This is a genomic window from Rubrivirga sp., from assembly GCF_965213695.1.
GTDB lineage: Bacteria > Bacteroidota > Rhodothermia > Rhodothermales > Rubricoccaceae > Rubrivirga.
Genome location: NZ_OZ243912.1, coordinates 319,880 through 344,456, shown reverse-complemented (window position 1 = coordinate 344,456; position 24,577 = coordinate 319,880). Strand labels below are relative to the sequence as shown.

The window sequence follows — 24,577 nt, the reverse complement described above, 5'->3', positions numbered from 1 at the left end:
GGGCCCTTCCCACACCCCCATACGCCCCACTCCTTCGAACTCCGAACGGAGACAGATCCACCGGACTTGGCATGACTCTCTTTTTGTAACAGCGCACCGGGTGCGGGATTCATGCATCACGTATCACGCATCGGCATGAACCCGACTCGCCTCCGCACGCTCGGGATGTACGCGCTCCTGCTGGGCGTGTCGGCGTTCCTGCTGTTCCCGTTCTACTGGGTCCTGATCTCGTCGGTCAAGACGCTCGACGGGCTCTCGATGACGCCGCCGACCCTGCTCCCGGCCGAGTACCGCACGGACGACCTGACGGTCGAGGCCGACGTCGTCGAGGCCGAGGGCCAAGAGTGGGCCCGCGTCGCCGAGTCGCCGGACCTCCTCAGCGACTCCGTCCGCGCCGCGCCGGGCGCCTACTACGTCCGCTTGGACGACGGCACGCCGACCCAGCTCACGCGCTGGATGCCCGACTCGTCGGTGGCGACCGTCGCCGAGAGGCAGGCCGTGCCGTTCGGCCCGTCCCGCGTCGTCGAGCTGGAGGACGGCGCCCCGCGCGTCGTGGCCGCGCGGATGGTGCGCCCGTCGGCGGCGGGCACGGACGAGATCCTGTTCGCGACGGCCGCCGACGCCCAAGGGCAGCCGGTCACGGTGGCCGGGCTCGACGTGCTCCGCAACCCGGCGTACCAGGACCTCCACGAGATCGCGGTCCGCTGGGAGAACTACCCCGAGACGCTGCGCGGGCCGGAGGCCTCGTTCGGCGAGGCGTCGACGGGCTTCCTGACGTTCTCGCGGAACAGCCTGTTCGTCAGCCTGATGGCCGTGTTGGGCCAGATCCTGTCGAGCAGCCTGGTGGCCTACGCCTTCGCGCGGCTCCGCTTCAAGGGGCGCGAGGTCCTGTTCGTGTTGCTCCTCGCGACGATGATGATCCCGGGGCAGGTCACGCTCATCCCGCTGTTCTCGATCTACAAGACGCTGGGCTGGATCGACACCTTCCTCCCGCTCATCGTCCCGCACTTCACCGCGGGCGCGTTCAACGTCTTCCTCCTCCGCCAGTACATGCTGACGATCCCGCGCGAGCTCGACGAGTCGGCGGCGATGGACGGGGCCGGGCCGATCCGGACGTTCTGGAGCGTGATCCTGCCCAACTGCGTCCCGGTCCTGATCGTGATCGGGCTGTTCACGTTCGTCGCGACGTGGCAGGACCTGCTCGGCCCGCTCATCTACCTCGACAACCCCGAGTACCGGACGGTGACGCTGGGGCTCGAGTACTTCCGCTCGCCCTACGTCGACAACCGGCACCTCCTGATGACGGGCGCCGTGCTGGCGATGCTGCCCGTCGCCGTCCTGTTCCTGTTCTTCCAGCGCTACATCATCTCGGGCATCGCGACGACGGGGCTCAAGGGGTAGCGCCGGCGTCGCGAGACGGGGGACGGACCGACTGGCAGGTCTACCGCGACCTTGTCATCCGAGCAGACGCGAACGATCGGCCCGACGCCAGCGCCGAGTCGGTCGGGACCGCCGAGTGGCGAGCGGCTAGATCCCGAGTTCCCCGAGTTCGGAGCCGGCTCTTCGCTGGCGCTCAGGGTGGGCCCTTCCCCGGAGGTTGCGATAGCCCGGTCCCTGGTCTCCGGTCCCCGGTCTCCACCATCTCACGAAGCCGACCGCACGGCGGCAGAGAGGGCGGCGAGCACACCCGACGGCCGTACCGGCGTGGGACGCCTCCGTGCCCGTGATAACGTTTGCAGCTTCTCTGCACGCAGAGTATTCTTCATCGTCCGCTCATATCACGCCGGCGTCCGCGTCGGGGTGGAACCGCTTCCGGATCCCACACACACCCGCTATGAGACACCTCTACTCCCGAGGCTCTTCGCCCTCCCCCTGCCGGCGACTCTGGATCGGGCTGGCCGTCGCGCTGGCGGTCGCCCTGAGCCCGGCCGCGCTCGCCCAGCACCAGGTGACCGGGGTCGTCCTCGACGCCGACAACCTGGAGCCGCTGCCCGGCGTGAACGTGGTCGAGGTCGGGACCCAGACCGGGATCAGCTCCGACGCCTTCGGCAACTTCGTGCTCACGACGTCGAGCCCGACCGCGACGCTCTCGTTCACCTACCTCGGCTACATCCGCCAGGAGGTCGCCCTCAACGGGCGGCGCCAGATCGAGGTCCGGCTGGCGCCCGACACCCAGCTCATCGACGACGTCGTGGTGACGGCGTTCGGGATCGAGCGGGAGGAGCGGGCGCTCGGGTTCGCCATCGGCGAGATCGACGGGAGCGAGCTGGTCGAGGCGCGCGAGACGAACGTGGCGAACGCGCTCTCGGGCAAGATCGCCGGCGTGGCCGTGTCGCGGCCGGCCTCGGGCGCCTCCGGCTCGAGCCGCGTCATCATCCGCGGCGTCTCGACGCTGGACCGGAACGACTCGAACCAGCCGCTCTACGTCGTCGACGGCGTGCCGATCGACAACACGACGATCTCGTCGGCGGGGATGTGGGGCGGCGTCGACGGCGGCGACGGGATCTCGGGGATCAACCCGGACGACATCGAGTCGATGACGGTCCTGAAGGGCGGCGCGGCGGCGGCGGTCTACGGGTCGCGCGCGCTCAACGGCGCCATCCTGATCACGACCAAGCGGGCCCAGCGCGGGTCCGGCATCGGCGTCGAGTACAACACGAACCTGACGGTCGAGGGCGTGCTCGTCGACACCGACTTCCAGGACCAGTACGGCCAGGGCACGCTGGGGCTCGCGCCGACCTCGGCCGAGGACGCGCGCTCGACCAACTTCTCGGCGTGGGGCGCCCGCCTCGACGGGTCCAGCGTCGTCAACTGGGACGGCGTCTCGCGGCCGTACTCGTCGGTCGGGAGCAACGTGTCCCGGTTCTACGAACAGGGCCTGACCTCGACGAACACGCTGGCGCTCACGGCGGCGAATGAGATGTCGACGGTCCGGATGTCCGGCTCGTGGCTCGACAACGAGGGGATCACGCCGTCGTCCGGGATCACGCGCGGGACGTTCAACCTGCGCGGAACGGCCCAATTCGGGTCGCGCCTGAGCGGCGACGCCAAGATCAACTTTATCCGCGAGAAGGTCGACAACCGGCCCCGCTTGTCGGACTCGCCGGGCAACGCCAACTTCTCCGTGTTCCTGCTCGCGCCGAACGTGAGCGTCGAGAACATGCGGTGCCCCGGCGGCGCGGCCGACTGCGAGCGGCCCGGCGCCGACGCCGACGGCACCGAGCTCCACCCGTTCGACAACAACTTCGTCCAGAACCCCTACTGGGCCGCCAACGAGTTCTCGTTCTCGGACGAGGAGCGCCGCGTCATCGGCGTGACGTCGCTGAAGTACGAGTTCACCGACTGGCTCGCCTTGCAGGGCCGGTTCGGCGGCGACACGTACACGCTCCGGCGGACGAACATCGAGCCGTTCGGCACGGCGTTCATCCCGAACGGCCAGCAGAGCGAGCAGAACTTCGACATCTCGGAGATCAACACGGACTTCCTGTTCCTGCTCAACCGGGACCTCACGTCGTCGCTCGGGCTCACGGCCAACCTCGGCGGCAACATCCTGTACCGGGACCGTGAGGACTTGAGCCTGGGCGGGCGCGACTTCAGCATCCCCGGGCTCGACGTGATCACCAACCTGGGCCAGCAGAGCCTCGGGTTCGACATCGCTCGCCAGCAGATCAACTCGCTCTACGGCCAGGCCGAGTTCTCGTACGAGGACCTCTTGTACGTCACCGTGACCGGGCGCAACGACTGGGCCTCGACGCTGCCCGAGGAGAACAACTCGTACTTCTACCCGTCGCTGAGCGCGAGCCTGGTGTTCTCGGACTTGATCGAGGGGCCGAGCTTCCTCGACTACGGCAAGCTCCGCGCGGCCGTCGCCCGCATCGGCGGCGCGACCGACCCGTACCGCCTGCTCCTGACGTACCGCCTGAGCGGGTCGAGCATCTTCGGCAACCCGCGCGGCGGCATCTCCCAGGGCGAGATCCCGCTGGCGGACCTCAAGCCGTATTCGAGCGACGAGTACGAGTTCGGGACCGACCTCCAGTTCTTCGACAGCCGCGTCGGGCTCGACGCGACGTACTACTCGCGGACGACCGAGAACCAGATCTTGGGCACGAGCATCTCGTCCACGTCCGGGTTCGGGAGCCGCGTCATCAACGCCGGCGCGATCCGGAACCGCGGCGTCGAGGTGCTCCTGACCACGACGCCGGTCCGCACGGCCGACGTCCGGTGGAACGTGAACGTCAACTTTGCCAAGAACTCCAACGTGGTCCTGTCGCTCAACGACGACGGGCCCGAGGACCAGCAGCTCCGGCTCGGCGAGAGCCGGAACCTGGGCAACTTCGTCACGGCCGAGGTCGGCAAGCCGTTCGGGACCATCCGCGGCAACGCCTACCTCCGCGACGACCAGGGCCGGATGGTGTTCGACGAGAACGGCCTGCCGGTCGCGTCGGCCGACAAGGTCGAGCTCGGCAACGCCTCGGCGGACTGGACCGGCGGCGTCTCGACGTCGTTCCGGTTCAAGCGGCTCACGCTGAGCGGGCTCGTCGACGCCCGGTTCGGCGGCGACTTCTTCTCGGCGTTCAACGCGCGCGCCTACGGGGCCGGCCTCCACCAGAACACGCTGGAGGGCCGCGAGGGCGGCCTCGTCGGCGAGGGCGTCTCGTTGGCGTCGTGCACCGGCGAGCAGGAGGACGGCGTGATCTCGGGGTGCTCGGCCACGAACACGGTCAGCGCCCGGGCCGAGGACTACTTCGGGCGGATCGCCGGCCAGATCGGCGAGGAGTTCGTCTACGACGGGAGCTTCGTCAAGCTCCGCGAGCTCCAGCTCGGCTACCGCGTCCCGGAGCGGTTCTTCGGCAACGCGCCGATCCAGCAGATGACGATCTCGGTCGTGGGCCGGAACCTGCTCCTGCTCCACAGCAACGTGCCCAACCTCGACCCCGAGGCGAGCTACCGCAACGACAGCGAAGGCATCGGGCTGGAGCTGGCGGGCGTCCCGCAGACGCGGAGCGTCGGCTTCAACGTCAACGTCCGGCTCTAGGGCCGGGCGCTCCCCCCGCTGCCGCACCACACTCCGACTCCCATGAACCGTTTCCTAAAGTGGGCCGCCGTCCCCCTCGTCGCCCTCGGCACGCTCGCGCTGCCGGCCTGCGACAACTTCGGCGACCTCAACGTCGACCCGACGGAGGCGTCCCAGATCGACGCCGACTTTAAGATCACCGACCTCCAGCTCCGGATCGCGGGCAACCGCTACGAGAACTGGCGGGCCCAGTTGATCTACAGCTCGACCATGATGCAGCACCTCGCGGCGCTGCCCACCTACTGGTCCGGAGACAAGTACCTCTACAACGCCGGCTACTCGTCGTCGCTGTGGGACACGTACTACAACGACGTCGCCAAGAACATCGTCGACCTCGAGATCCAGGTGTGCGACGAGGGCACCCCGGCCGACGTCAACTACTGCGCCGTCGCCCGCGTCCTCCGCGTCGTGACGTACCAGCGGATCACCGACATGTACGGGGACGCCCCGTACTTCGAGGCCGGCCGTGGCTTCGTCGACGGCAACATCACGCCGGTCTACGACCGCCAGGAGGCGATCTACGACGACATGCTGATGCAGCTCGAGATGGCCGCGGCCGCCTTCGACGCCGGGCAGCCGGCGCCGACGGGCGACCTCATGTTCGACGGCGACATCGACCAGTGGCGCCGGTACGCCAACTCGATGATGCTCCGCCTCGGCATGCGCCTCTCGGAGGTCGACCCCGGCAAGGCCCAGGAGTGGGTGCAGAAGGCGATCTCGGGCGGCGTCATGCAGAGCAACGCCGACATCGCCCGCGTCCGGCACGACGGCGACGCCAAGCGGAACGGGATCGCAGAGGTCTTCGACGCCGACGGCAACCAGCACCTCAGCGAGACCTTCGTGACCTGGATGACCGAGCGCGGCGACCCCCGCCTCACCGTCCTCGGCGAGCTCCAGGGCGGAATGGCCGTCGGGCTCCCGAACGGGTTCACGGCCACGACCATCCAGGCCGACGACAGCTGGGTCGACTGTGACAGCGGGGCGACCCCGTGCGGGACCGGCGTCTACATGGACGTGAACCCGTCGCTCGTCAACTTCGACGACCCGATGTTCTTGCAGACCTACGCCGAGGTCGAGTTCATGCTCGCCGAGGCCGCCATCCGCGGCTGGGGCGCCTCCGACCCCGAGAGCCACTACCAGGCCGGCGTCCGGGCGGCCATGAACCACCTCGCCCTCTACGGCGGCAACACCGTCGACGCCGACGAGATCGAGGACTACCTCGAGGACAACCCGTACGACGCGGCCAACGGCCTGGCCCAGATCGGCTACGAGTACTGGGTGGCCACGTTCTTCAACGAGTACGAGGCGTTCGCCAACTGGCGGCGCACGGGGTACCCCAACCTGACCCCGGTCAACTTCCCCGGCAACGTCACGGGCGGCACGATCCCGCGTCGGCTCCGCTACAACGAGTCGGAGAGCGTGTCGAACACGGCGAACTACAACGAGGCCGTCTCCCGCCAGGGCGGCGACCTCCTCACGACGCGCGTGTGGTGGGACCAGTAGGAGTCTTCGTCTGACTCTCCCCGATCACCGAGCGGGCGCCGTCTTCCAAGGACGGCGCCCGCTCGTCGCATGACGGCCCGCCCTCCGAGCCCGCGCCCACCGACCGTCCCGTTTCAGCGCTCCGATGTCAAGACGAGCGGTCGTCAGCCGATGCGTGATACCGGGTCTCTGGTTTTCTCCATCCACCCCCACCTTGTCACCCTGAGCGGAGGCCGTCCTCGGCCGGAGCCGAAGGACCTAGCCGCTCGTCGTTGAGGGGCCGCCCACGGCAGGGAGGTCAGGTCAAGCAGATCCTCTGGCCGCGCTCCGAGCTCGCGCCCTCCGCTCCGCTCAAGATGACAGAGCGTGGTGACACAAGAAATACAAGGATGAATGCGATACATGGTGCGTGACTCCCTGAGGAGAATCATCCCAAATCCGGGAGGAGTGTGGGGGTATGGGAGGAGGGAGTGTCCCCTCCCACACCCCCTCCTCCCACACTCGGCCCCACGCCGAACCGGCATCGAGCAGCCGGACTTGGTATCACGCACCCCGTCTCCGCCAGGGCGACCCCGACATCAGAACTCCGAACCGGCGTCACTCCACTGCGAACGAGACCGTCCGCTCGGCCGACTCGCCCGCCCGCACGTCGGTCACTCGGATGGTGACGTCCACGGCCTGCCCGAGCCACGGGGCGATGTCGATCTCGGTCTGCTCGCGGGCCACCGCCTCGTCGGTCCCGAACTCGTAGCTGGTCCACGCCGTCGCCTCGCCGCCCGCCTCGGCGACGCGGTACTCGACGCGGACCTGCGCCCGCCCGTCGGCGTCGCGGGCGAGGCCGTAGACCTCGAACGAGAGGACGAGCCCGCTGGCGGGGAGCGCCGAGAAAGGGTGCGCCCGCAGCGCCCGGCCGTCCAGCGCCAGCGGCTGGAGGTCGCTGAGGACGAGCCCGGACGTCGGCAACGGCGACAGTTCGGGGAGGCGCTGGGTGCCCAGCTTGACGCGCACGCCCGGCCGGGATGTCCCGCCCGACGGGTCGTTGAGCCGCCCCTGCCATTGGACCGCGAGCGGTGTCGGCCCGTCGAGGACGAGCTCGACGGTCTCCGTGACCGGACCGCGCCCGGGCTTGTCCACGTGCCAGTGGCGGTGAGCGACGGCTCCGACGGCGCCGTCGGCGCGTAGGCGGGCGAGCGACAACGAGACCCACGAGTCGTCCGAGACCTCGACGCCGCCACGGCGCAGGTCGCGCATCAATCGGCGGGACGGTCGGAGGACCTCCGCCCCCGGCACGCCCCACTGGAGCGCCAGCCGCGTCGAGCCGTCGGGCTGGCGGAACCGGGCCCATCGGAGCGCGGCCTCGAGCGGGTCGGTCCCCTCGCGCGTCGCGGAGGTTGCGTCGGGCGCCAGGGTCGCGCGGACGCCGGAGATCGCGACGTCCTGGTCGAGCGCGTGGCCGAGCAGCGACTGCGCCAAGAGCGTCGACCGCGCGTCGGCCACCGAGCCCCCGGCGATCACGCCGGCCACCTCGTCCAGGACGGCGCCGTAGGCCGGGTCGAGGAGCGCCAGTTGCCCGTACACCTCCTCCATCACGACGAGCAGCGCGTCGAGGCGGCCCCGCCCCTGCCCCGCGTTCCGTAGCGGCGGCGGCACCAGGTCCGTCGCCGTCGCCAGGCGGAACGTCTGGCGGGCCGTCGGGCGGACGAACACGTAGTGGAGGCCGCGTGCGACGTGGGGGTAGGTCCACACCTCGTTCGCGGGCACGCGCGTCCACGACCGCGGCACGTTGAGGTCGAGGTCGAACGCGACGACCGACGGGCTGACGGCGACCTCGACGCGGTCCGCCGGCGGCCCGAGCCGGACGTAGACGTCGCCGCGGTCGTCGTAGCCCCGCGGGTCGTCGGCCGAGAAGGCGGCGAGCGCGTAGGCCACGCGGCCCAGGTGCTCGTGGAGCCGCTCGTTGGCCGGCGTCGCCGGCAGGTCGTCCTGCTCGCGCCACCACCGGACGATGGCTCTGCCCTGGCCCACCGGCAGCGCGTCGGCATCGAGGCCCCAGGCGGTCCTCTCGGCGTGGGGCACGACGGGCGCCAGCTGGCGGAGCGCGGACCGGAGGACGGCCTCGGCCTCGGGCGTCCGCGCGCTGTCGATGGTGGCGAGCAGGCCCAGGTAGGCGTCGGCCGCGGGGTCATAGCGCGCCACGTCGCGGGTGCCGAACACGGCGCGGACGAACGCATCGGCCTGGACCGCGTCGAGCGCGGCGGGCTGGGCGTTCGTTGGCGGGCACGCCCCGAGCAACACGACCACGAGGGCCGCCCTCCGCCCGACGAGCGCGCCCCGGAGATCGACGATGGGCACGGAACGCTCCATGGAGAGGGTGGCAACGTTGTCAGTACCTTCAAGGCCCCTTCAAGTTCAGCCCCCGCCTGTATGGACCGCCGCCAGTTTCTCCAGGTCTCGGGCGCCGGCACGGTCGGCCTGGCCGGGGGCGCGTCGGCGCCGGCGCGGGCGGCCGTCGCCCCACTCTCGGCGCCGGCCGATCTCAAGCACTGGACCTGGGTCCGCGGCACGCGGCTGGACGCCGAGTGGCGCCAGCTCTTCGGCCAGTTCCGAGACGTCGGCATCACGGCGGCCCTGATCGACGTGGACGCCGAGGCGTTGGCGGCCGTCGTCCCCATCGCCGCCGAGTCCGGCATCGAGGTCCACGCCTGGATGATCACGATGATGGAGGGCGGCTTCGAGGACGAGCACCCCGAGTGGTACGCCGTCAACCGCGACGGCGAGTCGACGGCGACGGACCCGCCCTACGTGGACTACTACAAGTTTATGTGCCCCTCGCGCGAGCCGGTCCGCCGGCACAAGGAGGCGCGGGCACGGCGGCTGGCCGGGATCGAGGGGATCGCCGGGCTCCACCTCGACTACATCCGCGTCCCCGACGTCATCTTGCCGAGCGCGCTGTGGCCGACGTACGGGATCGTCCAGGACCGCGAGTACGCGCCGTACGACTACTGCTACTGCGAGGTCTGCCGCGGGCGGTTCGAAGCGCGGACCGGCATCGACCCGCTCGCGCTGGAGGACCCGTCCCAGAACCGGGCCTGGGTCCAGTACCGCTACGACACGATCACCGAGGTCGTCCACGGGCTGTCGCAGGTGGCGCGTGCGGCCGGCGTCCCGATCACGGCCGCCGTCTTCCCGTCGCCCAGCATCGCGCGGACGCTGGTCCGCCAGGACTGGCCGCGCTGGCCGCTCGACGCCGTCCTCCCGATGGTCTACAACTGGTTCTACGAAGAGGGCACCGACTGGATCGAGCCGACCGTCCGCGAGGGCGTGACGGACCTGGGCGGGCGCTTCCCGCTCTACGCCGGGCTCTACGTCGCCGAGCTGACGCCGGACCAGCTCGCGGAGGCCGCCCGTCGCGCGCTCGCCGGCGGCGCCCGCGGCGTCGTCGTGTTCGAGGGCGCCGGGACGTCGCCGGAGCACTGGGCCGCGCTGGGCGCCGTTCTGCGCGCGTGACCTCGGACGCCGTGGGCCCCATGCATCTTCGACGGACGGGACGGAGAGCCCCCTCACCCTGTCCCTCTCCCCCAAGGAGAGGGGACGCCCTAGATCCTTCGTTGCTCGCCCGACGACTGAACGCTCTCCCACGCAGTCCCCTCTCCCACCGGGAGAGGGACAGGGTGAGGGGTAGACGGCCTAGAATCTTCGACCACTCCCTCCGCCGGTTGGCTGCGCTGGCGGTCGTCGTTGGCGCGCTCGCGGGGTGCGGAGGCCAGGACGAAGAGGCACCGCTGTTCACGCTCGTCCCGGCCGAGGAGAGCGGGCTCGACTTTGTCAACGCGCTGGTCGAGAGCGACAGCGCGAACGTGCTCGCCTACGAGTACTTCTACAACGGCGGCGGCGTGGCCATTGGCGACGTGGACGGCGACGACCGGCCGGACGTGTTCCTGACCGCCAACCAGGGGCCAAACCGGCTCTACCGGAACGCGACCGAGCCGGGAGGACCGCTCCGCTTCGAGGACGTGACCGAGGCCGCGGGCGTGGACGGGCCGGACGGCTGGACGACCGGCGCCACCTTCGCCGACGTCGACGGCGACGGCGATCTCGACCTCTACGTCGCCCGGTCCGGCAAGGGAGCGCCCGACGCGCGCCGCAACCTGCTCTACGTCAACGACGGCGCGGGCCGGTTCGACGAGCAGGCCGCCGCGTTCGGCCTCGACGACCCGTCGTACTCGACGCACGCCTCGTTCTTCGACGCCGACCGCGACGGCGACCTCGACGTCTACCTCGTCAACCACAACGTCGAGCGGCTCTCGGGCTTCGACGTGGCCGCCATCCGCGCCCAGCGCCACCCGTACGCCGGCGACAAGCTGTATCGGAACGACGGCGGCCGGTTCACCGACGTCAGCGACCCGGCCGGCATCAAAGGCAACCCCATCGGGTTCGGCTTGAGCGCGACCGTGGCCGACATCGACGGCGACGGCTGGCCCGACCTCTACGTCGCCAACGACTACGACGAGGACGACTACCTCTACCTCAACGACGGCGACGGCACGTTCACCGACCAGAGCGACCAGTGGCTGGCCCACACGTCGTACTTCTCGATGGGCACCGACATCGCCGACGTCAACAACGACGCGCTCCCGGACGTGGTCTCACTCGACATGCTGCCGCCGGACAACCGGCGCCAGAAGCTGCTCAAAGGCCCAGAGAACTACGACCGGACCCAGCTCCTGCTGAGCTACGGTTACCGCCCGCAGCACATGCGGAACATGTTGCAGCTCAACACGGGCGCCGGCGCGTTCGCCGAGATCGGCCAGGTCGCCGGCATCTCGAACACCGACTGGAGCTGGTCGGCGCTCCTGGCCGACTTCGACCTCGACGGGCTGAAGGACCTGGTCGTGACAAACGGCTACGTCCGCGACTACACGAACCTGGACTTCCTCAAGTTCACCGCGCCTGAGGCGGCGCGCGCGGCACAGGCGCGCGGGGAGAAGCCCGACCTGCTGGCGCTGGTCAACGAGATGCCGTCGTCGGACCTGTCGAACGCCGCGTTCCGCAACCGGGGCGACTTGCGGTTCGACCGCGTGACGGAGGCGTGGGGCCTGGAGCGGCCGTCGCTCTCGAACGGCGCCGCGACCGGCGACCTCGACGGCGACGGCGACCTCGACCTGGTCGTCAACAACATCGACGCGCCGGCCTTCCTCTACGAGAACCACGCCGACCGGCTGGGCCACCACTTCCTGCGCGTCGCGCTCGACGGCGACGGCGGCAACCGCTTCGGGCTCGGCGCCCGCGTCGAGGTCCGCGCCGACGGCGCGACACTCGTGCAGGAGCAGAACCCGGCGCGCGGCTACCAGTCGTCCGTGGACCCGGTCCTGGTGTTCGGGTTGGGCGACGCCGCCGCGGTGGACGTAACCGTGACCTGGCCGGACGGCCGCCGCCAGACGCTGGCCAACGTCGCGGCTGACCAGACGCTCACCCTCCGCCAGGCCCAGGCGACCGACGCGCTCACCGAGGCGGAGGCCCCCGACGTCCGGTTCGTGTTCGTCGAGGACGGGCTCGGCCTCGAGTTTCGGCACCAGGAAAACCCGTTCGTCGACTTTAAGCGCGAGCCGCTGCTGCCCCACATGCTGTCGCGGATGGGGCCGGCGCTGGCGACGGGCGACGTCAACGGCGACGGGCTGGCCGACGTGTTCGTGGGCGGCGCCCGGGGCCAGGCGCCCGCGCTCTACCTCCAGCAGCCCGACGCCCGGTTCACGGTGGCCGAGGCCGACGCTTTGGTGGCTGACGCGGAATACGAGGACGTCGACGCCGCCTTCTTCGACGCCGACGGCGACCGGGACCTCGACCTCTACGTCGTCTCCGGCGATTCCGAGGCGCCGGAGGGCGACGCGCTCTACCAGGACCGGCTCTACCTGAACAGCGGGTTCGGGCTCTTCGAGCGCGCAACCGGCCGTCTCCCCGAGATCCGCTCCAGCGGCGGGACCGTCGCCGCGGGCGACGCCGACGGCGACGGCGACCTCGACCTGTTCGTCGGCGGGCGCGTGACGCCGGGGCGCTACCCGCTCGCGCCGCGCTCGTACTTGTTGCAGAACGACGGGGCCGGCCGCTTCTCGGACGCGACGCCCGACGCACTCCAGTCCCCCGGACTGGTGGCCGACGCTGAGTGGGCCGACCTCGACGGCGATGGCTCGCCCGAGCTGATCCTCGCCGGCGAGTGGATGCCGGTCCGCGTCTTCCGCCGCGACGGCGACGGATATGCCGAGATCACCGACGACCTGGGCTTGGCCGAGACCTCGGGCTGGTGGCACGTCGTCCGCCCGGCGGACCTCGACGACGACGGCGACCTCGACCTCGTCGCCGGCAACCGGGGGCTGAACAGCCAGATCCAGGCCCGCCCCGGCCAACCGGCCACGATCCGCGCGGCCGACCTCGACGGCAACGGGTCGCTCGACGCCGTGCTGGGCTACGTGATCGACGGCCGGCGCGTGCCCGCCGTCGGTCGGGACGAGATGCTCGGACAGGTCAACGTCTTCAAGCGGCGGTTCACCGACTACGCGAGCTACGCCGAGGCGTCGTTCGACGACCTGTTCTCCCGCGACCAGCGGCGTGACGCGGTCGAGCTCGACGCCGAGACGTTCGAGACCACGGTGTTCGAGAACGTCGACGGCCGGTTCGTCGCCCGGCCGCTGCCGACGGAGGCCCAGGTCGCACCGACGCGCGACGTGCTGGTGGCCGACCTCGACCGCGACGGGACGACGGACCTGCTGCTGGCGGGCAACGACTTCGGCGCGCGCGCCCAGGACGGCCGCTACGACGCCGGCCGGGGCCTTTTTCTGCGGGGCGCCGGCGGCCTGGACTTCGACGCAGTCGGCCCGGCCGCGAGCGGGTTCTACGCGCCCGGCGACGTCCGCCGGCTGGCGCTCGTGCCCACCTCCCGCGGCACCGTCGTCGTCGTCGCGAGCAACGACGGCGGGCTGACCGTTTTCGGGGTCCGATGAACAAGCTCCTCCCCCTGCTCGCGGTCGTCGCCCTGGCGGGGTGTGCGGAGGAGCCCGCCCGTCCGCCGTCCCAAGCCGAGGGCCGGGCCGTCGTGCTCGCCTCGGTGCAGTCGCTGACCGACGCGATGGTGTACGACATCTTCAGTCCGCCCCAGGCGAGCCGCGTCTACGCCTACGCGACCGTCGCCGGCTACGAGGCCGCCCGGCTCGCCGACCCTGGGCTCGCCAGCTACGCCGGCCGCCTCAACGGACTGGACCCGCTCCCCGAGCCCGACGGCGCCGTCGACCCGCTGCTCGCCGCGACGCAGGCCTTTTTCCGGGTGGCCGACGCGATGGTGTTTTCCCAAGACCGGCTCGGCTCGCCGCGCGACTCGGCGCTGGCGGCGTTCGACGGCATCGACCGCGCAACTCGGCGCCGCTCCCTCGCCTACGGCGACGCCGTGGCCGAGCACGTCCTGGCCTGGGCCGACGCCGACGGCTACGCCCGCACGCGGTCGCTCACGCGCTACACGCCCGCCGACGCGCCCGGCGCGTGGCAGCCGACACCGCCGGCCTACATCGAGGCCATCGAGCCGTACTGGGGCGAGCTCCGGCCGTTCGTGCTCGACTCGGTCGGCGCGTACCGGGCGCCGCCGCCGTCGCCGTTCTCGACCGCGCCCGGCTCGGCGTTCTTCCAGGAAGTGCGCGAGGTCTACGACGAGACCACCGACATGACCGACGAGGAGCGGCTGATCGCGTCGTTCTGGGACTGCAACCCGTTCGTGCTCCACGAGGACGGGCACCTGAGCTACGCCACCAAAAAGATCTCGCCCGGCGGGCACTGGATGGGCATCGTCGGGATCGCGGTCGAGGCGAACCGGGACACGCCGGCCCGCGCCTGGGCCGCGTTCAGCCAGACGGCCGTCGCCCTCGCCGACGCCTTTATCGTGTCGTGGGCCGACAAGTACCGCACGAACCTCGTCCGCCCCGAGACTGTGATCCGCCAGACGCTCGACCCGACGTGGCAGCCGCTCTTGCAGACGCCGCCGTTCCCCGAATACACCTCGGGCCACAGCGTGATCTCGACGGCCGCCGCCGAGGTCCTGACCTCGATCTACGGCGACGTGGCGTTCGTGGACGATGTCGAGGTGCCGTACGGGCTGCCCGAGCGCCGCTTCGAGTCGTTCCGGGCCGCCGCCGCCGAGGCCGCCATCAGCCGCTTGTACGGCGGCATCCACTACCGCCCAGCGATCGAGAACGGCGTCGTCCAGGGGCGCGCCGTGGGCGAAACCGTCGTCTCGCGCCTGGGCCTGGGCTCCCCGTCACTCGCCACGTTCCCATGAACAGCCGCCGTTCCTTCCTCCGCCTCGGCGCCGTCGGCGGGGCCGCCGCTGCCCTGGTCACGCCGGCCGCCGCGGCGCCGGTCGAGCCCTCCCTTCCTCCACCTCGGCGCGACGCGCCGGTCGTGGTCTCGACCTGGAACCACGGGCTCGCGGCAAATGCCGCCGCGTGGGAGGCGCTGGCGGCCGGCGGCTACGCGCTCGACGCCGTCGAGCGGGGCGTCCGTGTGACCGAGGCCGATCCCGAGGTGACGTCGGTCGGCCTGGGCGGGTGGCCGGACCGCGACGGCCACGTCACGCTCGACGCCTGCGTGATGACCGAGGCCGGCGACTGCGGCGCGGTCGCGTTCCTCCAGAACGTGCTCCACCCGGTCACCGTCGCCCGGATGGTGATGGAGCGGACGCCCCACGTGATGATCGTGGGCGAGGGCGCCCAGCAGTTCGCCATCGAGCACGGCGTCCCGACCCAGTCGCTCCTGACGCCGGCCGCCGAGCGGGCGTGGCGCGAGTGGGTCGCGTCGGACGCGGCCGACACGCGCGCCGAGATCAACGTCGAGAACCACGACACGATCGGGATGCTCGCGCTCGACGCGGACGGCCGGCTCTGCGGCGCCTGCACCACGAGCGGTGCGGCCTGGAAGCGCCACGGCCGCGTCGGCGACTCGCCGCTGATCGGGGCCGGGCTCTACGTCGACGGCGAGGTCGGCGGGGCGACGGCGACGGGGTGGGGCGAGGCCGTCGTCCGCGCGTGCGGCTGCCACCTGGTCGTCGAGCTGATGCGGCAGGGCCACGACCCGCAGGAGGCGTGCCGCCGGGCCGTCGAGCGCGTGATCGCCAAGAACCCGGACTACCGCGAGATCCAGGTCGGCTTCCTCGCGCTCGACGTCCGGGGCCGCGCCGGGAGCTACTGCATCCAGCCCGGCTTCGACTACGCCCTCCACGACGCCGACGGCGCCCGGCTGATCGACGCCCCGAGCCGGCTGTAGCACCTTCAGAGCACGTTTCTCTTTTTCTGACGTCCCACCCTCGACCTCCTCACCTTGTCATCCTGAGCTTGCGAAGGATCTAGCTGCGTCCGACTCCGGTGCTACATGAGCGCGCGAACCATCCGTCGAGTAGATCCTTCGCGGTTGCTCAGGATGACACGGATGCAGGATCGGTAGCAACGCCTCCGTCTTCTCGTCCTCAGGAGGGACTTATCTCCGCGATGCGCCTCGTCCTGTTCTTGCTCTTCGCCCTGCCCGCCGGCGCCCAGACGTGGGACGCCATGCGCGACATCACGCCGCGCGGGTACGTCGCCCACCGCGCGCCGACGCCCGTCGTGATCGACGGGAAGCTGGACGAGCCGGCGTGGCTGGCGGCGCCCTGGACCGACCCGTTCGTCGACATCGAGGGCGACGCGAAACCGCTGCCGCGCTACCTCACGCGGGCCCGGATGCTGTGGGACGACGCATTCCTCTACGTCGGCGCGCAGATGGAGGAGCCGCACGTCTGGGGCGACAGCACCCGACGGAACTCCGTCATCTTCTACGACAACGACCTGGAGATCTTCCTCGACCCCGACGGCGACAACCACGGCTACTACGAGTTCGAGGTCAACGCGCTCAACACGATCTGGGAGCTGACGCTGGAGAAGCCCTACAAGGACGGCGGCCCGGCGATCTCGCCGACGAACCTCCCCGGGCTCCGCTCGGCCGTGTTCGTGGACGGCACGCTCAACGCGGCACACGACACCGACCGCGGGTGGTCGGTCGAGGTGGCCCTGCCGCTCGCGGAGCTGGCGGCCTACAACGGCGGACGGCGACCGATGGACGGCGACCAGTGGCGGATCGGCCTCTCGCGCGTCGAGTGGCAGCACCGGATCACGGAGGGCGGCGACTACGAGAAGGTGCCGGACACGCCCGAGAACAACTGGGTGTGGTCGCCCCAGGGCATCGTCGACATGCACCGGCCGGAGCGGTGGGGGTTCGTCCAGTTCACGACCGCGCCGCCGGGCACGGTCGCGTTCCGGCCCGACCCGACGCTCGCGGCGCGCGACCTGCTGATGGAGGTGTACCACGCCCAGAAGGCCCACCACGAAACGCACGAGCGGTGGGCAACGTCGCTCGACGACCTCGGCCTGCCGGCCGACCGGCTCGCGTCCGGCGCCGCCCGCGTCGTCGGGATGCGGCCCGAGGGCGACGGGTTCGTCGTCACCGCCGAGGTCCGCCAGCCGGACGGGACCGTGCGGACGCTCTGGACCAACCACCTGTCCCGGATCTGGGAGGACGCGCCATGACCGCGCTCGCCCGCTGGTCGCTCGCGCTCGCGCTCCTCGGCGGCTGCGCCGCCTCCTCGACGGTCCAGACCCGGACGACGGGCGACGGGACGTCCTTCGAGTCGCAGCGGGTCCGGCTGGCGAGCCGCGACATGAGCGGCGCCATCGGTGTCCGCGACCGCGTGTTCTGGCAGGCGTCGGCGTCGTGCGCCGGGCCGGGCTGCGTGCCGACGGAGGTCGACCTCGCGTTCGTCAACGGGAGCGACTTCGAGCTGGACGTGGACCCGCGGAAGGTCGAGGTCACCGTCGACGGCCTCTCGCGGGCCTGGCCCAACCCGGACATCCCGCGCGACCGGATCGGGCAGAGGATCCCGCGCGGCGAGTTCTTGCGCATCACGGTCTCGGCGGACGACTTCGCCCAGCTCGCCGAGGCCGGCGAGGTCCGCGTCGCGTTCGGGTCGACCGGCACGGCCCCGTTCGTCGCGTCGCGGGCGAGCCGGGCGCCGTTCCGCGACCTCGCCCGAGCGATCTCCGCCCCGTAACCGCCGCCCCGCGTTCCCATGACCCGACGGCTCGCCCTGTGGATGCTCGCCGTCGCCGTGGCCGGCTGCGCGCACGTGGACGCCCCATCCCCCGCGCCCGTCGTCGAGTTGCGAGGCGTCTGGCTCACGAACGTCGACTCGGACGTGATGCTGAGCCGCGGGGGGATCGCGGAGGCGATGCAGTTCCTCGCCGACCACCACATCAACGTGGTCTACCCCGTCGTCCTCAACAACGGCGCGACGACGTACCCGAGCGCGACGATGGAGGCCGTGACGGGCGTCCGCATCGACCCGCGCTACGCCGGGCGCGACCCGCTCGCTGAGATCGTCGAGGAGGCCGCCAGGCACGACATCGCCGTGATCCCGTGGTTCGAGTTCGGGTTCGCGGCGTCCCACAACGCAGACGGAGGGCCGGTCCTGGCCGCCCGGCCGGAGTGGGCCGCGCGCGACCGCGACGGCGGGCTCTTGACCAAGAACGGGTTCGAGTGGATGAACGCCTTCCACCCCGAGGTCCAGCGGTTCGTGCTCGACCTGGTCCTGGAGGTGGCCCGGGCGTACGACGTGGCCGGCGTCCAGGGCGACGACCGGCTCCCGGCCAACCCGTCCGAGGGCGGCTACTCGGACGTGACGCGGGCCCTCTACCGCGCCGAGCACGGCGGCGCCGAGCCGCCCGCCGACGCGCTCGACCCGGCCTGGCTCCAGTGGCGGGCCGACCGCCTGACGGCCTTCGCCCGGCGGCTCCACGACGAGGTCAAGGCCCTCGACCCGACGCTCCAGGTCTCGTGGTCGCCCAGCGTCTACCCGTGGAGCGTCGAGAACTACCTCCAGGACTGGCCCGCCTGGGCCGGCGTCGCCGACCAGATCCTCCCCCAGGTCTACCGCTACGACGTCGAGGCGTACCGCGCCACGCTCGCGACCCAGTGGGCCGAGGCCGTCCGCGTGGACGCTCACGGCCGGCTGTACCCGGGCGTCCTGATGAACGTGGGCGACTACGTGATCCCGGCGGCCGACCTCCTGGAGGTGATGCGGGTCAACCGCGCGCAGGGCGTCGGCGGCGAGGTGTTCTTCTTCTACGAGGGCCTGCGCAAGAACGGCGACGCCCTCGCGGACACGCTCCGCGCTACGTTCTATGCCCGGCCCGCCCGGCGACCGTTCTAGCCCCCTCCTCCGGGACCGGCCCCTCGCGCCCATGCACGTCATCGACTACGCCGTGATCGGCGTCTACATCGCCGCCATGATGGGCGTCGGGCTGTGGGCGCAGCGGCGGGCGTCGCAGAGCATCGACGGGTTCTTCCTCGGCAACAACGAGATGCCGTGGTGGGCGCTCGGCGCGAGCGGGATGGCCTCGAACCTCGACGTGTCCGGGACGATGGTGATCGCGGCGCTGGTCTACGCGCTCGGGATGGACGGCTTCTTCGTCGAGATCCGGGGCGGCGTGGTGCTCGTGATGGCCTTCTTCATGGTGTTCATGGGGAAGTGGAACCGCCGGGCCAACGTGATGACCACGGCCGAGTGGATGGAGTTCAGGTTCGGCGAGGGGCGGCAGGGGCAGGCGGCGCGCGTGCTCGCGGCCATCGCCAACCTGGTGTTCGCCGTCTGGGTGGTGACCTACTTCGCGGCCGGCGCGGGCCTCTTCCTCGGGACCATCCTGGACATCGACCCGGACCTGGCGACGCTGCTGATGGTCGGGCTCGCGTCGGTCTACACGATCACGAGCGGGCTCTACGGCGTCGTCTACACCGACGTGTTCCAGGGCGTGCTGATCGGGGGCGTGATCGTCTGGGTCGTGGCGACGGTCATGATGAGCTACGAGATCCCGGCCGCCTTCGAGGTCTCGGTCCCGCTCGGCGACGGCGCCTTCCAGACGGTCGCGACCACGCGCCAGGCGTGGACCGACGTCGTGCCGGCGTGGACGCTCGACCTCCCGGGCGAGTACGCCCAGTACAACCTGCTCGGGCTCGTCGTCGTGTTCTACCTGTTCCGCTCGACGATCGACGGGATGAGCGCGCCGGGCGGCTACATCATTCAGCGGTTCTACGCGGCCAAGGACGAGCGCGAGGCCGGGCTCCTGAGCCTGTTCTGGATCCTGCTCCTCGCCTTCCGGTGGCCGTTCGTCGCGGCCATCGCCATCATGGGGATCAGCGTCGGCGCCCAGGGCGAGGTCATCGCCAACCCCGAGGCCGTCCTGCCGACCGTCCTCCTGGAGCTGTTCCCGGTCGGGCTGAAGGGGCTGATGGTGGCCGGCCTCATCGCCGCGGCCATGTCGACGTTCGACTCGGTCGTCAACGCGGGGGCGGCGTACTGGGTGCGCGACCTCTACCAGCGGTTCGTCCGCCCGGACGCGGCCGAGTCGACGCTGATCGCGCACGGCCGTGGCGCGTCGGTCGCCATCGTGGTCTTGGGGACGGCGTTCACGTTCCTGTTCTCGAGCCTCAACGACCTGTGGGGCTGGCTCACGCTGGGGCTCGGCGTCGGGCTGATCGTGCCGCAGTTTCTGCGGTGGTACTGGTGGCGGTTCAACGGGTACGGCTACGCGGGCGGGACGGCGGTGGGGATGCTCCTGACCATCGGCCAGCGGCTGCTCGTCCCGGACTTGCCGGAGCTCCAGACGTTCTTCCTGGCCTTCGGCGGGACGCTCGTCGCCTGCGTCGGCATCACCCTGGCCACCCGGCCGACGGCGCCGGACGTCCTCCGCGAGTTCGTCTCCCGGACGCGGCCGTTCGGCCTGTGGCACCGGGTCCGCGCCGAGCTGAGCCCGCGGCTCCGCGCCGACATCCGGACCGAGACGCGGCGCGACATCGTGGCCATCCTGATCGCGGTCCCGTGGCAGCTGGCGCTGTTCATGACGGCGATGGTGTTCGTGACCAAGCGCTGGGACCAGTTTTTCGGGCTCCTCGCCGTCCTCGCGGCGCTGTCGGTCGCGCTGTACCTCGTGTGGTACCGGAACTTGCGCACGGCGCCGTTCTCGTCGGGGCCCGACGCCCCGCCTCCCCTCGCGCCATGAAGCGCCGCTCGTTCCTCTCGCGCTCCGCCGCCGCCAGCGCGGTCCTCGCCGTCGCGCCCGGCACGGTCTACGGCCGATGGTGGCGCGGCCGGCCGACGACGGACGCCGACGTCGTGGTCTACGGCGGCGGCGCGGGCGGCTTCTCCGCGGCGGTCCAGGCGGCGCGGATGGGGGCGACGGTGCGCGTCGTCGAGCCGAGCCCATGGATCGGCGGGATGCTGACGGCGGCGGGCGTGAGCGCGCTCGACGGCAACAAGCACGGGGCGGGCGGCGGCCTGGTCCACGAGTTCCGAGAAGCGCTGGCGGCCCACTACGGCGGCTACGACGCGCTGTTCACCGGGTGGATCAGCCTGTACTGTTATGAGCCGCACGTCGGCCACCGGATCTTGTGGGAGATCGCGGCGCCGCTCGTCGAGGCGGGGCGGCTCACGATCCACCTCGACACCGAGGCGGTCGGCGTGAGCCGCGAGGGCGAGGCGCGCGTCGTCACGGCCGTCGGCGCGGACGGCGTCGAGTCCCGGTACGCCGGCTCCGTCTTCGTCGCGGCCGACGAGTACGGCGACGGGCTCGCCCTGATGGGCCTGCCGTACCGCCTGGGCCGCGAGGCGCGGCACGAGACGGGCGAGGCCTCGGCGCCGGTCGTGGCCGACCGCCGGATCCAGGACTTCACCTACGCCGCCACGCTCGCCAAGCGGCCTGGCGCGGCGGCGCCCCTCCTCTCCGACGTCGAGCGCGCCTACCACCGCCGCTTCGCGTGCAGCACGACGGTCGACTGCCCGACGCCCGACGCGGACCTCCTCAACCACGGGCTCCACGACTTCGAGAGCTTCATCACCTACGCCGAGCTCCCGAACGACAAGGCGCTCCTCAACTGGCCGCACCACGCCAACGACTACCCGTCGCCCGTCGCCTTCATCGAGGACCGGTTTTTCCGGAGCCAGCACCTGGCCGCGAGCCGCCTCCACACGGCCCAGTTCGTCCGCTACATCCAGACGACGCTCGGCCACCCCGAGTGGCAGATCGCGACCGACGAGTACCCGACGGCCGACGGGCTGCCGCCGATCCCGTACGTCCGCGAGGCGCGGCGCCTGGTCAACGACCACGTCCTGACGACGGCCGGCGTCGTCGCCCGGGACGGGGCGCCGCGCGCGCCGGTCCAGCCCCACGCCATCGCCGTCGGCGACTACTTCCTCGACCACCACCACGCCGAGCACCACCTGCCGCCGGGCCGCCGGCTGGTCGAGGACTTCCCGGACGCGGCGCCGTACCAGATCCCGGCTGAGGTCCTGTTCCCGCGCGAGGACGACCGGACGCTCGTCGGCGAGAAGAGCGTGGCCGTGACCCACATCGTCAACGGGAGCACGCGGTTGCAGCCGCCGGTCATGCTCATGGGCCAGGCCATCGGGGCGTTCGCGGCGCTGGCGGTCGCCGCCGGGCGCGCGCCGTCGCTGGGCGACACGCCCCAGGTCCAGCGCGCCCTGGTCGACGCGGGCGCCCCACTGTACATCACCTACGACGTCGGGCCGGACCACGGCCTGTTCGGGCCGGTCCAGCGCCTCGCGCTCGCGGGCGTCCTCGGCGTGGAGGACCCGACGGCGCTCGATCCCGATGAGCCCGCTGCGCCGGCCGACCTCGCGCGGTGGACGGCCCGGCTCCCGGCCGTCGCTCCGCCACTCGCCGACGGCGCGACGCGCGGCGACGTGCTGGCGACGCTCGCAGGCGCGCTGCCATGATCCAGCTCACGGGCACCTTCCTCGACGAGGTCACACACGACATCGCGCCGCACAACTGGGGGCCGGCGGAGTGGGCGCGCGACTTCGACGCCATGCGGGCCGTCGGCATCGACACGGTCGTCCTGATCCGGTGCGGGTACCGGCGCCGGGCCACGTTCGAGTCGGCCGTCCTGCGCGAGCGGATGGGGACCTACCCCGTGTACCTCGACCTGGTCGACCTGTTCTTGCGCCAAGCCGAGCGGTGCGGGATGGCGTTCTACTTCGGGACCTACGACAGCGGCACGTTTTGGACGGCCGGCCGCTACCAGGAGGAGGCCGACCTCAACAAAGCGCTGGCCGACGAGGTGGTCGAGCGCTACGGCGACCGCCCGGCGTTCCGGGGCTGGTACATCAGCCACGAGATCGACGCCTACGACGAGGGCGTAATGACGGTCTACGAGGACCTGGCGGCGCACCTCCGCGGGCTCAAAGACCAGCCCATCTTCATCTCGCCCTACATCCGGGGCGTCAAGCAGTTCGGCGACGCGGCGCTCTCGCTCGGCGAGCACGTCCGCTCGTGGGCCGACGTGTTCGCCCGGCTCGACGGGCTCGTCGACGTCGTCGCGTTCCAGGACGGTAACGTGTCGCTGGGCGACCTCCCCGAGTTCCTGGCGGAGAACCGACGGCTGGCGGCGGCCCACGGGCTCACGTCGTGGAGCAACGTCGAGTCGTTCAGCCGCGACGTGCCCATCAAGTTCCCGCCCATCGACCACCGCGTGCTGCGCTACAAGATGGAGGCCGCCGCGGCGGCCGGCGTCGACAAGCTCATCACGTTCGAGTTCTCGCACTTCCTCAGCCCGCACTCGGTCTACCCGGCCGCGCGCAACCTCTACCTCCGCCAGGTCGAGTTCCTCGAGTCCCAGGGGTTCGACGGCGCCGACGCCCGCGCCCTCCACGCCGCCGCCCGATGACCATCACGCTCCCGCCCGGCGTCGACGCCGCGAGCCTCCACACGCTCCGCCAGCGCTACGAGGCCGAGCTGTTCGAGCGCGTCCTGCCGTTCTGGGAGCGCCACTCGCCCGACCGCGAGCGCGGCGGCACGTTCAACAACCTCGACCGCGACGGGACGGTCTACGACACGTCGAAGCACGTCTGGCTGATGGGCCGCCAGGCGTGGCTGTTCTCTCGGCTCTACCGGACCGTCGAGCCGCGCGCAGGGTGGCTGGCGCTGGCGGCGAGCGGCGTCGAGTTCCTGCGCGAGCACGCCGTCCGCGACGACGGGCTGGTCTACTTCCACCTCGCCCGCGACGGGGCCCCGATCTACCGCCAGCGGAAGGTCTTCTCCGAGTGCTTCACGACGATGGCCCTCGCCGAGCACGGCCGCGCGGCCGACCGGCCCGAACTGATCGCCGAGGCCGAGGCGATGCTGGAGCGGATCTTCCATTGGGCCCACGACCCGACGGAGATCGGCCGCCCGGTCCTGCCCGGCCAGACGCCGTCGATCACGCTGGCCGTCCCCATGATCCTGCTCAACCTGATCGAGGAGGTCGCCGGCGACGACTGGCGGCGCTACTCAGCCGAGATCGACGGGCTGCTCGCCCGTGTCCAGCGACACGTCCGCCCGGCCGACGGCGGCGTCGAGGTCCGCGAGACGGTCGCGCCGGACGGGTCGCTTCTCGACTCGCCCGAGGGCCGGCTCCTCAACCCCGGCCACGCCATCGAGGCCGGGTGGTTCGTCCAGCACTGGGCCCAGCGCCTGGGCCGGGACGATCTGTCCGCCCTCGCGCTCGACGTCGTCCGGTCGTCGCACCGCCGCGGGTGGGACGACGCCCACGGCGGCCTCTTCTACTTCCTCGACGCCGACGGCCTCTCGCCGACCGCGCTCGAGTGGCCGATGAAGCTGTGGTGGCCGCACTGCGAGGCGCTCTACGCCCACCTCCTCGACGCCTCGCTCACGGGCGACGCCGACGACTGGCGCTTGTTCGAGCAGACCGACGCCTACACGTTCGGCCACTTCCCCGACCCCGAGCACGGCGAGTGGTTCGGCTACCTCGACCGCGGGGGGCGCGTGACGCACCGGTTCAAGGGCGGGCCGTACAAGGGCTGCTTCCACGTCCCGAGGTCGCTCTGGCTCTGCTGGCGCCGCCTGGGCGACATGGAGGACGCGGCACGCGCGGGCTCCCCGGCGTAGC

The 24,577-nt window shown here is 71.4% G+C and carries 15 protein-coding genes; 14 read left to right on the top strand and 1 reads right to left on the bottom strand.

From position 1 onward, the window contains the following. The first annotated feature begins 135 nt into the window (after nucleotides 1-135). The 3 genes from ACOOHE_RS01475 to ACOOHE_RS01465 all read left to right on the top strand — a co-directional run bounded on the left by ACOOHE_RS01475 (nucleotide 136) and on the right by ACOOHE_RS01465 (nucleotide 6,577). The gene (locus ACOOHE_RS01475) at nucleotides 136-1,401 is read left to right on the top strand and encodes a carbohydrate ABC transporter permease (RefSeq protein WP_420456028.1); all 1,266 of its coding nucleotides are present in this window, start codon (nucleotides 136-138) and stop codon (nucleotides 1,399-1,401) included. Nucleotides 1,402-1,834: 433 nt separating this feature from the next. Beyond that, on the top strand, nucleotides 1,835-5,035 hold the full coding sequence (locus ACOOHE_RS01470) for a SusC/RagA family TonB-linked outer membrane protein (protein WP_420456027.1): 3,201 nt from the start codon (nucleotides 1,835-1,837) through the stop codon (nucleotides 5,033-5,035). A 42-nt stretch (nucleotides 5,036-5,077) separates the two neighbouring features. After that, nucleotides 5,078-6,577 (top strand): SusD/RagB family nutrient-binding outer membrane lipoprotein, encoded by a 1,500-nt coding sequence (locus ACOOHE_RS01465; protein WP_420456026.1) that lies wholly within the window; start codon nucleotides 5,078-5,080, stop codon nucleotides 6,575-6,577. Between the two features lie 576 nt (nucleotides 6,578-7,153). Here ACOOHE_RS01465 and ACOOHE_RS01460 read toward each other — a convergent pair. Next, entirely contained in the window at nucleotides 7,154-8,908 is a 1,755-nt protein-coding gene (locus ACOOHE_RS01460) for a GWxTD domain-containing protein (protein ID WP_420456025.1), read from the bottom strand. A gap of 72 nt (nucleotides 8,909-8,980) precedes the next feature. Between ACOOHE_RS01460 and ACOOHE_RS01455 the strand changes: the two genes are divergently transcribed. The 11 genes from ACOOHE_RS01455 to ACOOHE_RS01405 all read left to right on the top strand — a co-directional run bounded on the left by ACOOHE_RS01455 (nucleotide 8,981) and on the right by ACOOHE_RS01405 (nucleotide 24,576). Beyond that, complete coding sequence (locus tag ACOOHE_RS01455; RefSeq protein ID WP_420456024.1) at nucleotides 8,981-10,063, top strand: hypothetical protein; 1,083 nt, start codon at nucleotides 8,981-8,983, stop codon at nucleotides 10,061-10,063. A 209-nt stretch (nucleotides 10,064-10,272) separates the two neighbouring features. After that, nucleotides 10,273-13,551 (top strand): VCBS repeat-containing protein, encoded by a 3,279-nt coding sequence (locus ACOOHE_RS01450; RefSeq protein ID WP_420456023.1) that lies wholly within the window; start codon nucleotides 10,273-10,275, stop codon nucleotides 13,549-13,551. Then, nucleotides 13,548-14,873 (top strand): vanadium-dependent haloperoxidase, encoded by a 1,326-nt coding sequence (locus ACOOHE_RS01445; RefSeq protein WP_420456022.1) that lies wholly within the window; start codon nucleotides 13,548-13,550, stop codon nucleotides 14,871-14,873. The genes ACOOHE_RS01450 and ACOOHE_RS01445 overlap by 4 nt, the downstream gene beginning before the upstream one ends. After that, on the top strand, nucleotides 14,870-15,856 hold the full coding sequence (locus tag ACOOHE_RS01440; RefSeq protein WP_420456021.1) for an isoaspartyl peptidase/L-asparaginase family protein: 987 nt from the start codon (nucleotides 14,870-14,872) through the stop codon (nucleotides 15,854-15,856). The genes ACOOHE_RS01445 and ACOOHE_RS01440 overlap by 4 nt, the downstream gene beginning before the upstream one ends. Nucleotides 15,857-16,077: 221 nt before the next feature. Beyond that, nucleotides 16,078-17,148, top strand: a complete 1,071-nt coding sequence (locus ACOOHE_RS01435) for a carbohydrate-binding family 9-like protein (RefSeq protein ID WP_420456020.1) — start codon at nucleotides 16,078-16,080, stop codon at nucleotides 17,146-17,148. Next, the gene (locus ACOOHE_RS01430; RefSeq protein WP_420456019.1) at nucleotides 17,145-17,669 is read left to right on the top strand and encodes a hypothetical protein; all 525 of its coding nucleotides are present in this window, start codon (nucleotides 17,145-17,147) and stop codon (nucleotides 17,667-17,669) included. Before ACOOHE_RS01435 ends, ACOOHE_RS01430 begins: the two co-directional genes overlap by 4 nt. 18 nt (nucleotides 17,670-17,687) lie before the next feature. Beyond that, entirely contained in the window at nucleotides 17,688-18,827 is a 1,140-nt protein-coding gene (locus ACOOHE_RS01425) for a glycoside hydrolase family 10 protein (protein ID WP_420456018.1), read from the top strand. 31 nt (nucleotides 18,828-18,858) lie between these two features. Beyond that, nucleotides 18,859-20,673: a sodium:solute symporter family transporter gene (locus ACOOHE_RS01420; RefSeq protein ID WP_420456017.1), complete on the top strand. Its 1,815-nt coding sequence runs from the start codon at nucleotides 18,859-18,861 to the stop codon at nucleotides 20,671-20,673. Then, entirely contained in the window at nucleotides 20,670-22,406 is a 1,737-nt protein-coding gene (locus tag ACOOHE_RS01415) for an FAD-dependent oxidoreductase (protein ID WP_420456016.1), read from the top strand. The genes ACOOHE_RS01420 and ACOOHE_RS01415 overlap by 4 nt, the downstream gene beginning before the upstream one ends. Further along, nucleotides 22,403-23,356, top strand: coding sequence for a DUF4434 domain-containing protein (locus ACOOHE_RS01410; protein WP_420456015.1), 954 nt, complete (start codon nucleotides 22,403-22,405; stop codon nucleotides 23,354-23,356). Before ACOOHE_RS01415 ends, ACOOHE_RS01410 begins: the two co-directional genes overlap by 4 nt. Then, the gene (locus ACOOHE_RS01405; RefSeq protein ID WP_420456014.1) at nucleotides 23,353-24,576 is read left to right on the top strand and encodes an AGE family epimerase/isomerase; all 1,224 of its coding nucleotides are present in this window, start codon (nucleotides 23,353-23,355) and stop codon (nucleotides 24,574-24,576) included. The genes ACOOHE_RS01410 and ACOOHE_RS01405 overlap by 4 nt, the downstream gene beginning before the upstream one ends. The last annotated feature ends 1 nt before the right edge of the window (nucleotide 24,577 follow it).

Coding starts and splice junctions, on each gene's coding strand:
- ACOOHE_RS01475 (WP_420456028.1), top strand. CDS start 136: ATGAACCCGACTCGCCTCCGCACGCTCGGGATGTACGCGCTCCTGCTG.
- ACOOHE_RS01470 (WP_420456027.1), top strand. CDS start 1,835: ATGAGACACCTCTACTCCCGAGGCTCTTCGCCCTCCCCCTGCCGGCGA.
- ACOOHE_RS01465 (WP_420456026.1), top strand. CDS start 5,078: ATGAACCGTTTCCTAAAGTGGGCCGCCGTCCCCCTCGTCGCCCTCGGC.
- ACOOHE_RS01455 (WP_420456024.1), top strand. CDS start 8,981: ATGGACCGCCGCCAGTTTCTCCAGGTCTCGGGCGCCGGCACGGTCGGC.
- ACOOHE_RS01445 (WP_420456022.1), top strand. CDS start 13,548: ATGAACAAGCTCCTCCCCCTGCTCGCGGTCGTCGCCCTGGCGGGGTGT.
- ACOOHE_RS01440 (WP_420456021.1), top strand. CDS start 14,870: ATGAACAGCCGCCGTTCCTTCCTCCGCCTCGGCGCCGTCGGCGGGGCC.
- ACOOHE_RS01435 (WP_420456020.1), top strand. CDS start 16,078: ATGCGCCTCGTCCTGTTCTTGCTCTTCGCCCTGCCCGCCGGCGCCCAG.
- ACOOHE_RS01430 (WP_420456019.1), top strand. CDS start 17,145: ATGACCGCGCTCGCCCGCTGGTCGCTCGCGCTCGCGCTCCTCGGCGGC.
- ACOOHE_RS01425 (WP_420456018.1), top strand. CDS start 17,688: ATGACCCGACGGCTCGCCCTGTGGATGCTCGCCGTCGCCGTGGCCGGC.
- ACOOHE_RS01420 (WP_420456017.1), top strand. CDS start 18,859: ATGCACGTCATCGACTACGCCGTGATCGGCGTCTACATCGCCGCCATG.
- ACOOHE_RS01415 (WP_420456016.1), top strand. CDS start 20,670: ATGAAGCGCCGCTCGTTCCTCTCGCGCTCCGCCGCCGCCAGCGCGGTC.
- ACOOHE_RS01410 (WP_420456015.1), top strand. CDS start 22,403: ATGATCCAGCTCACGGGCACCTTCCTCGACGAGGTCACACACGACATC.
- ACOOHE_RS01405 (WP_420456014.1), top strand. CDS start 23,353: ATGACCATCACGCTCCCGCCCGGCGTCGACGCCGCGAGCCTCCACACG.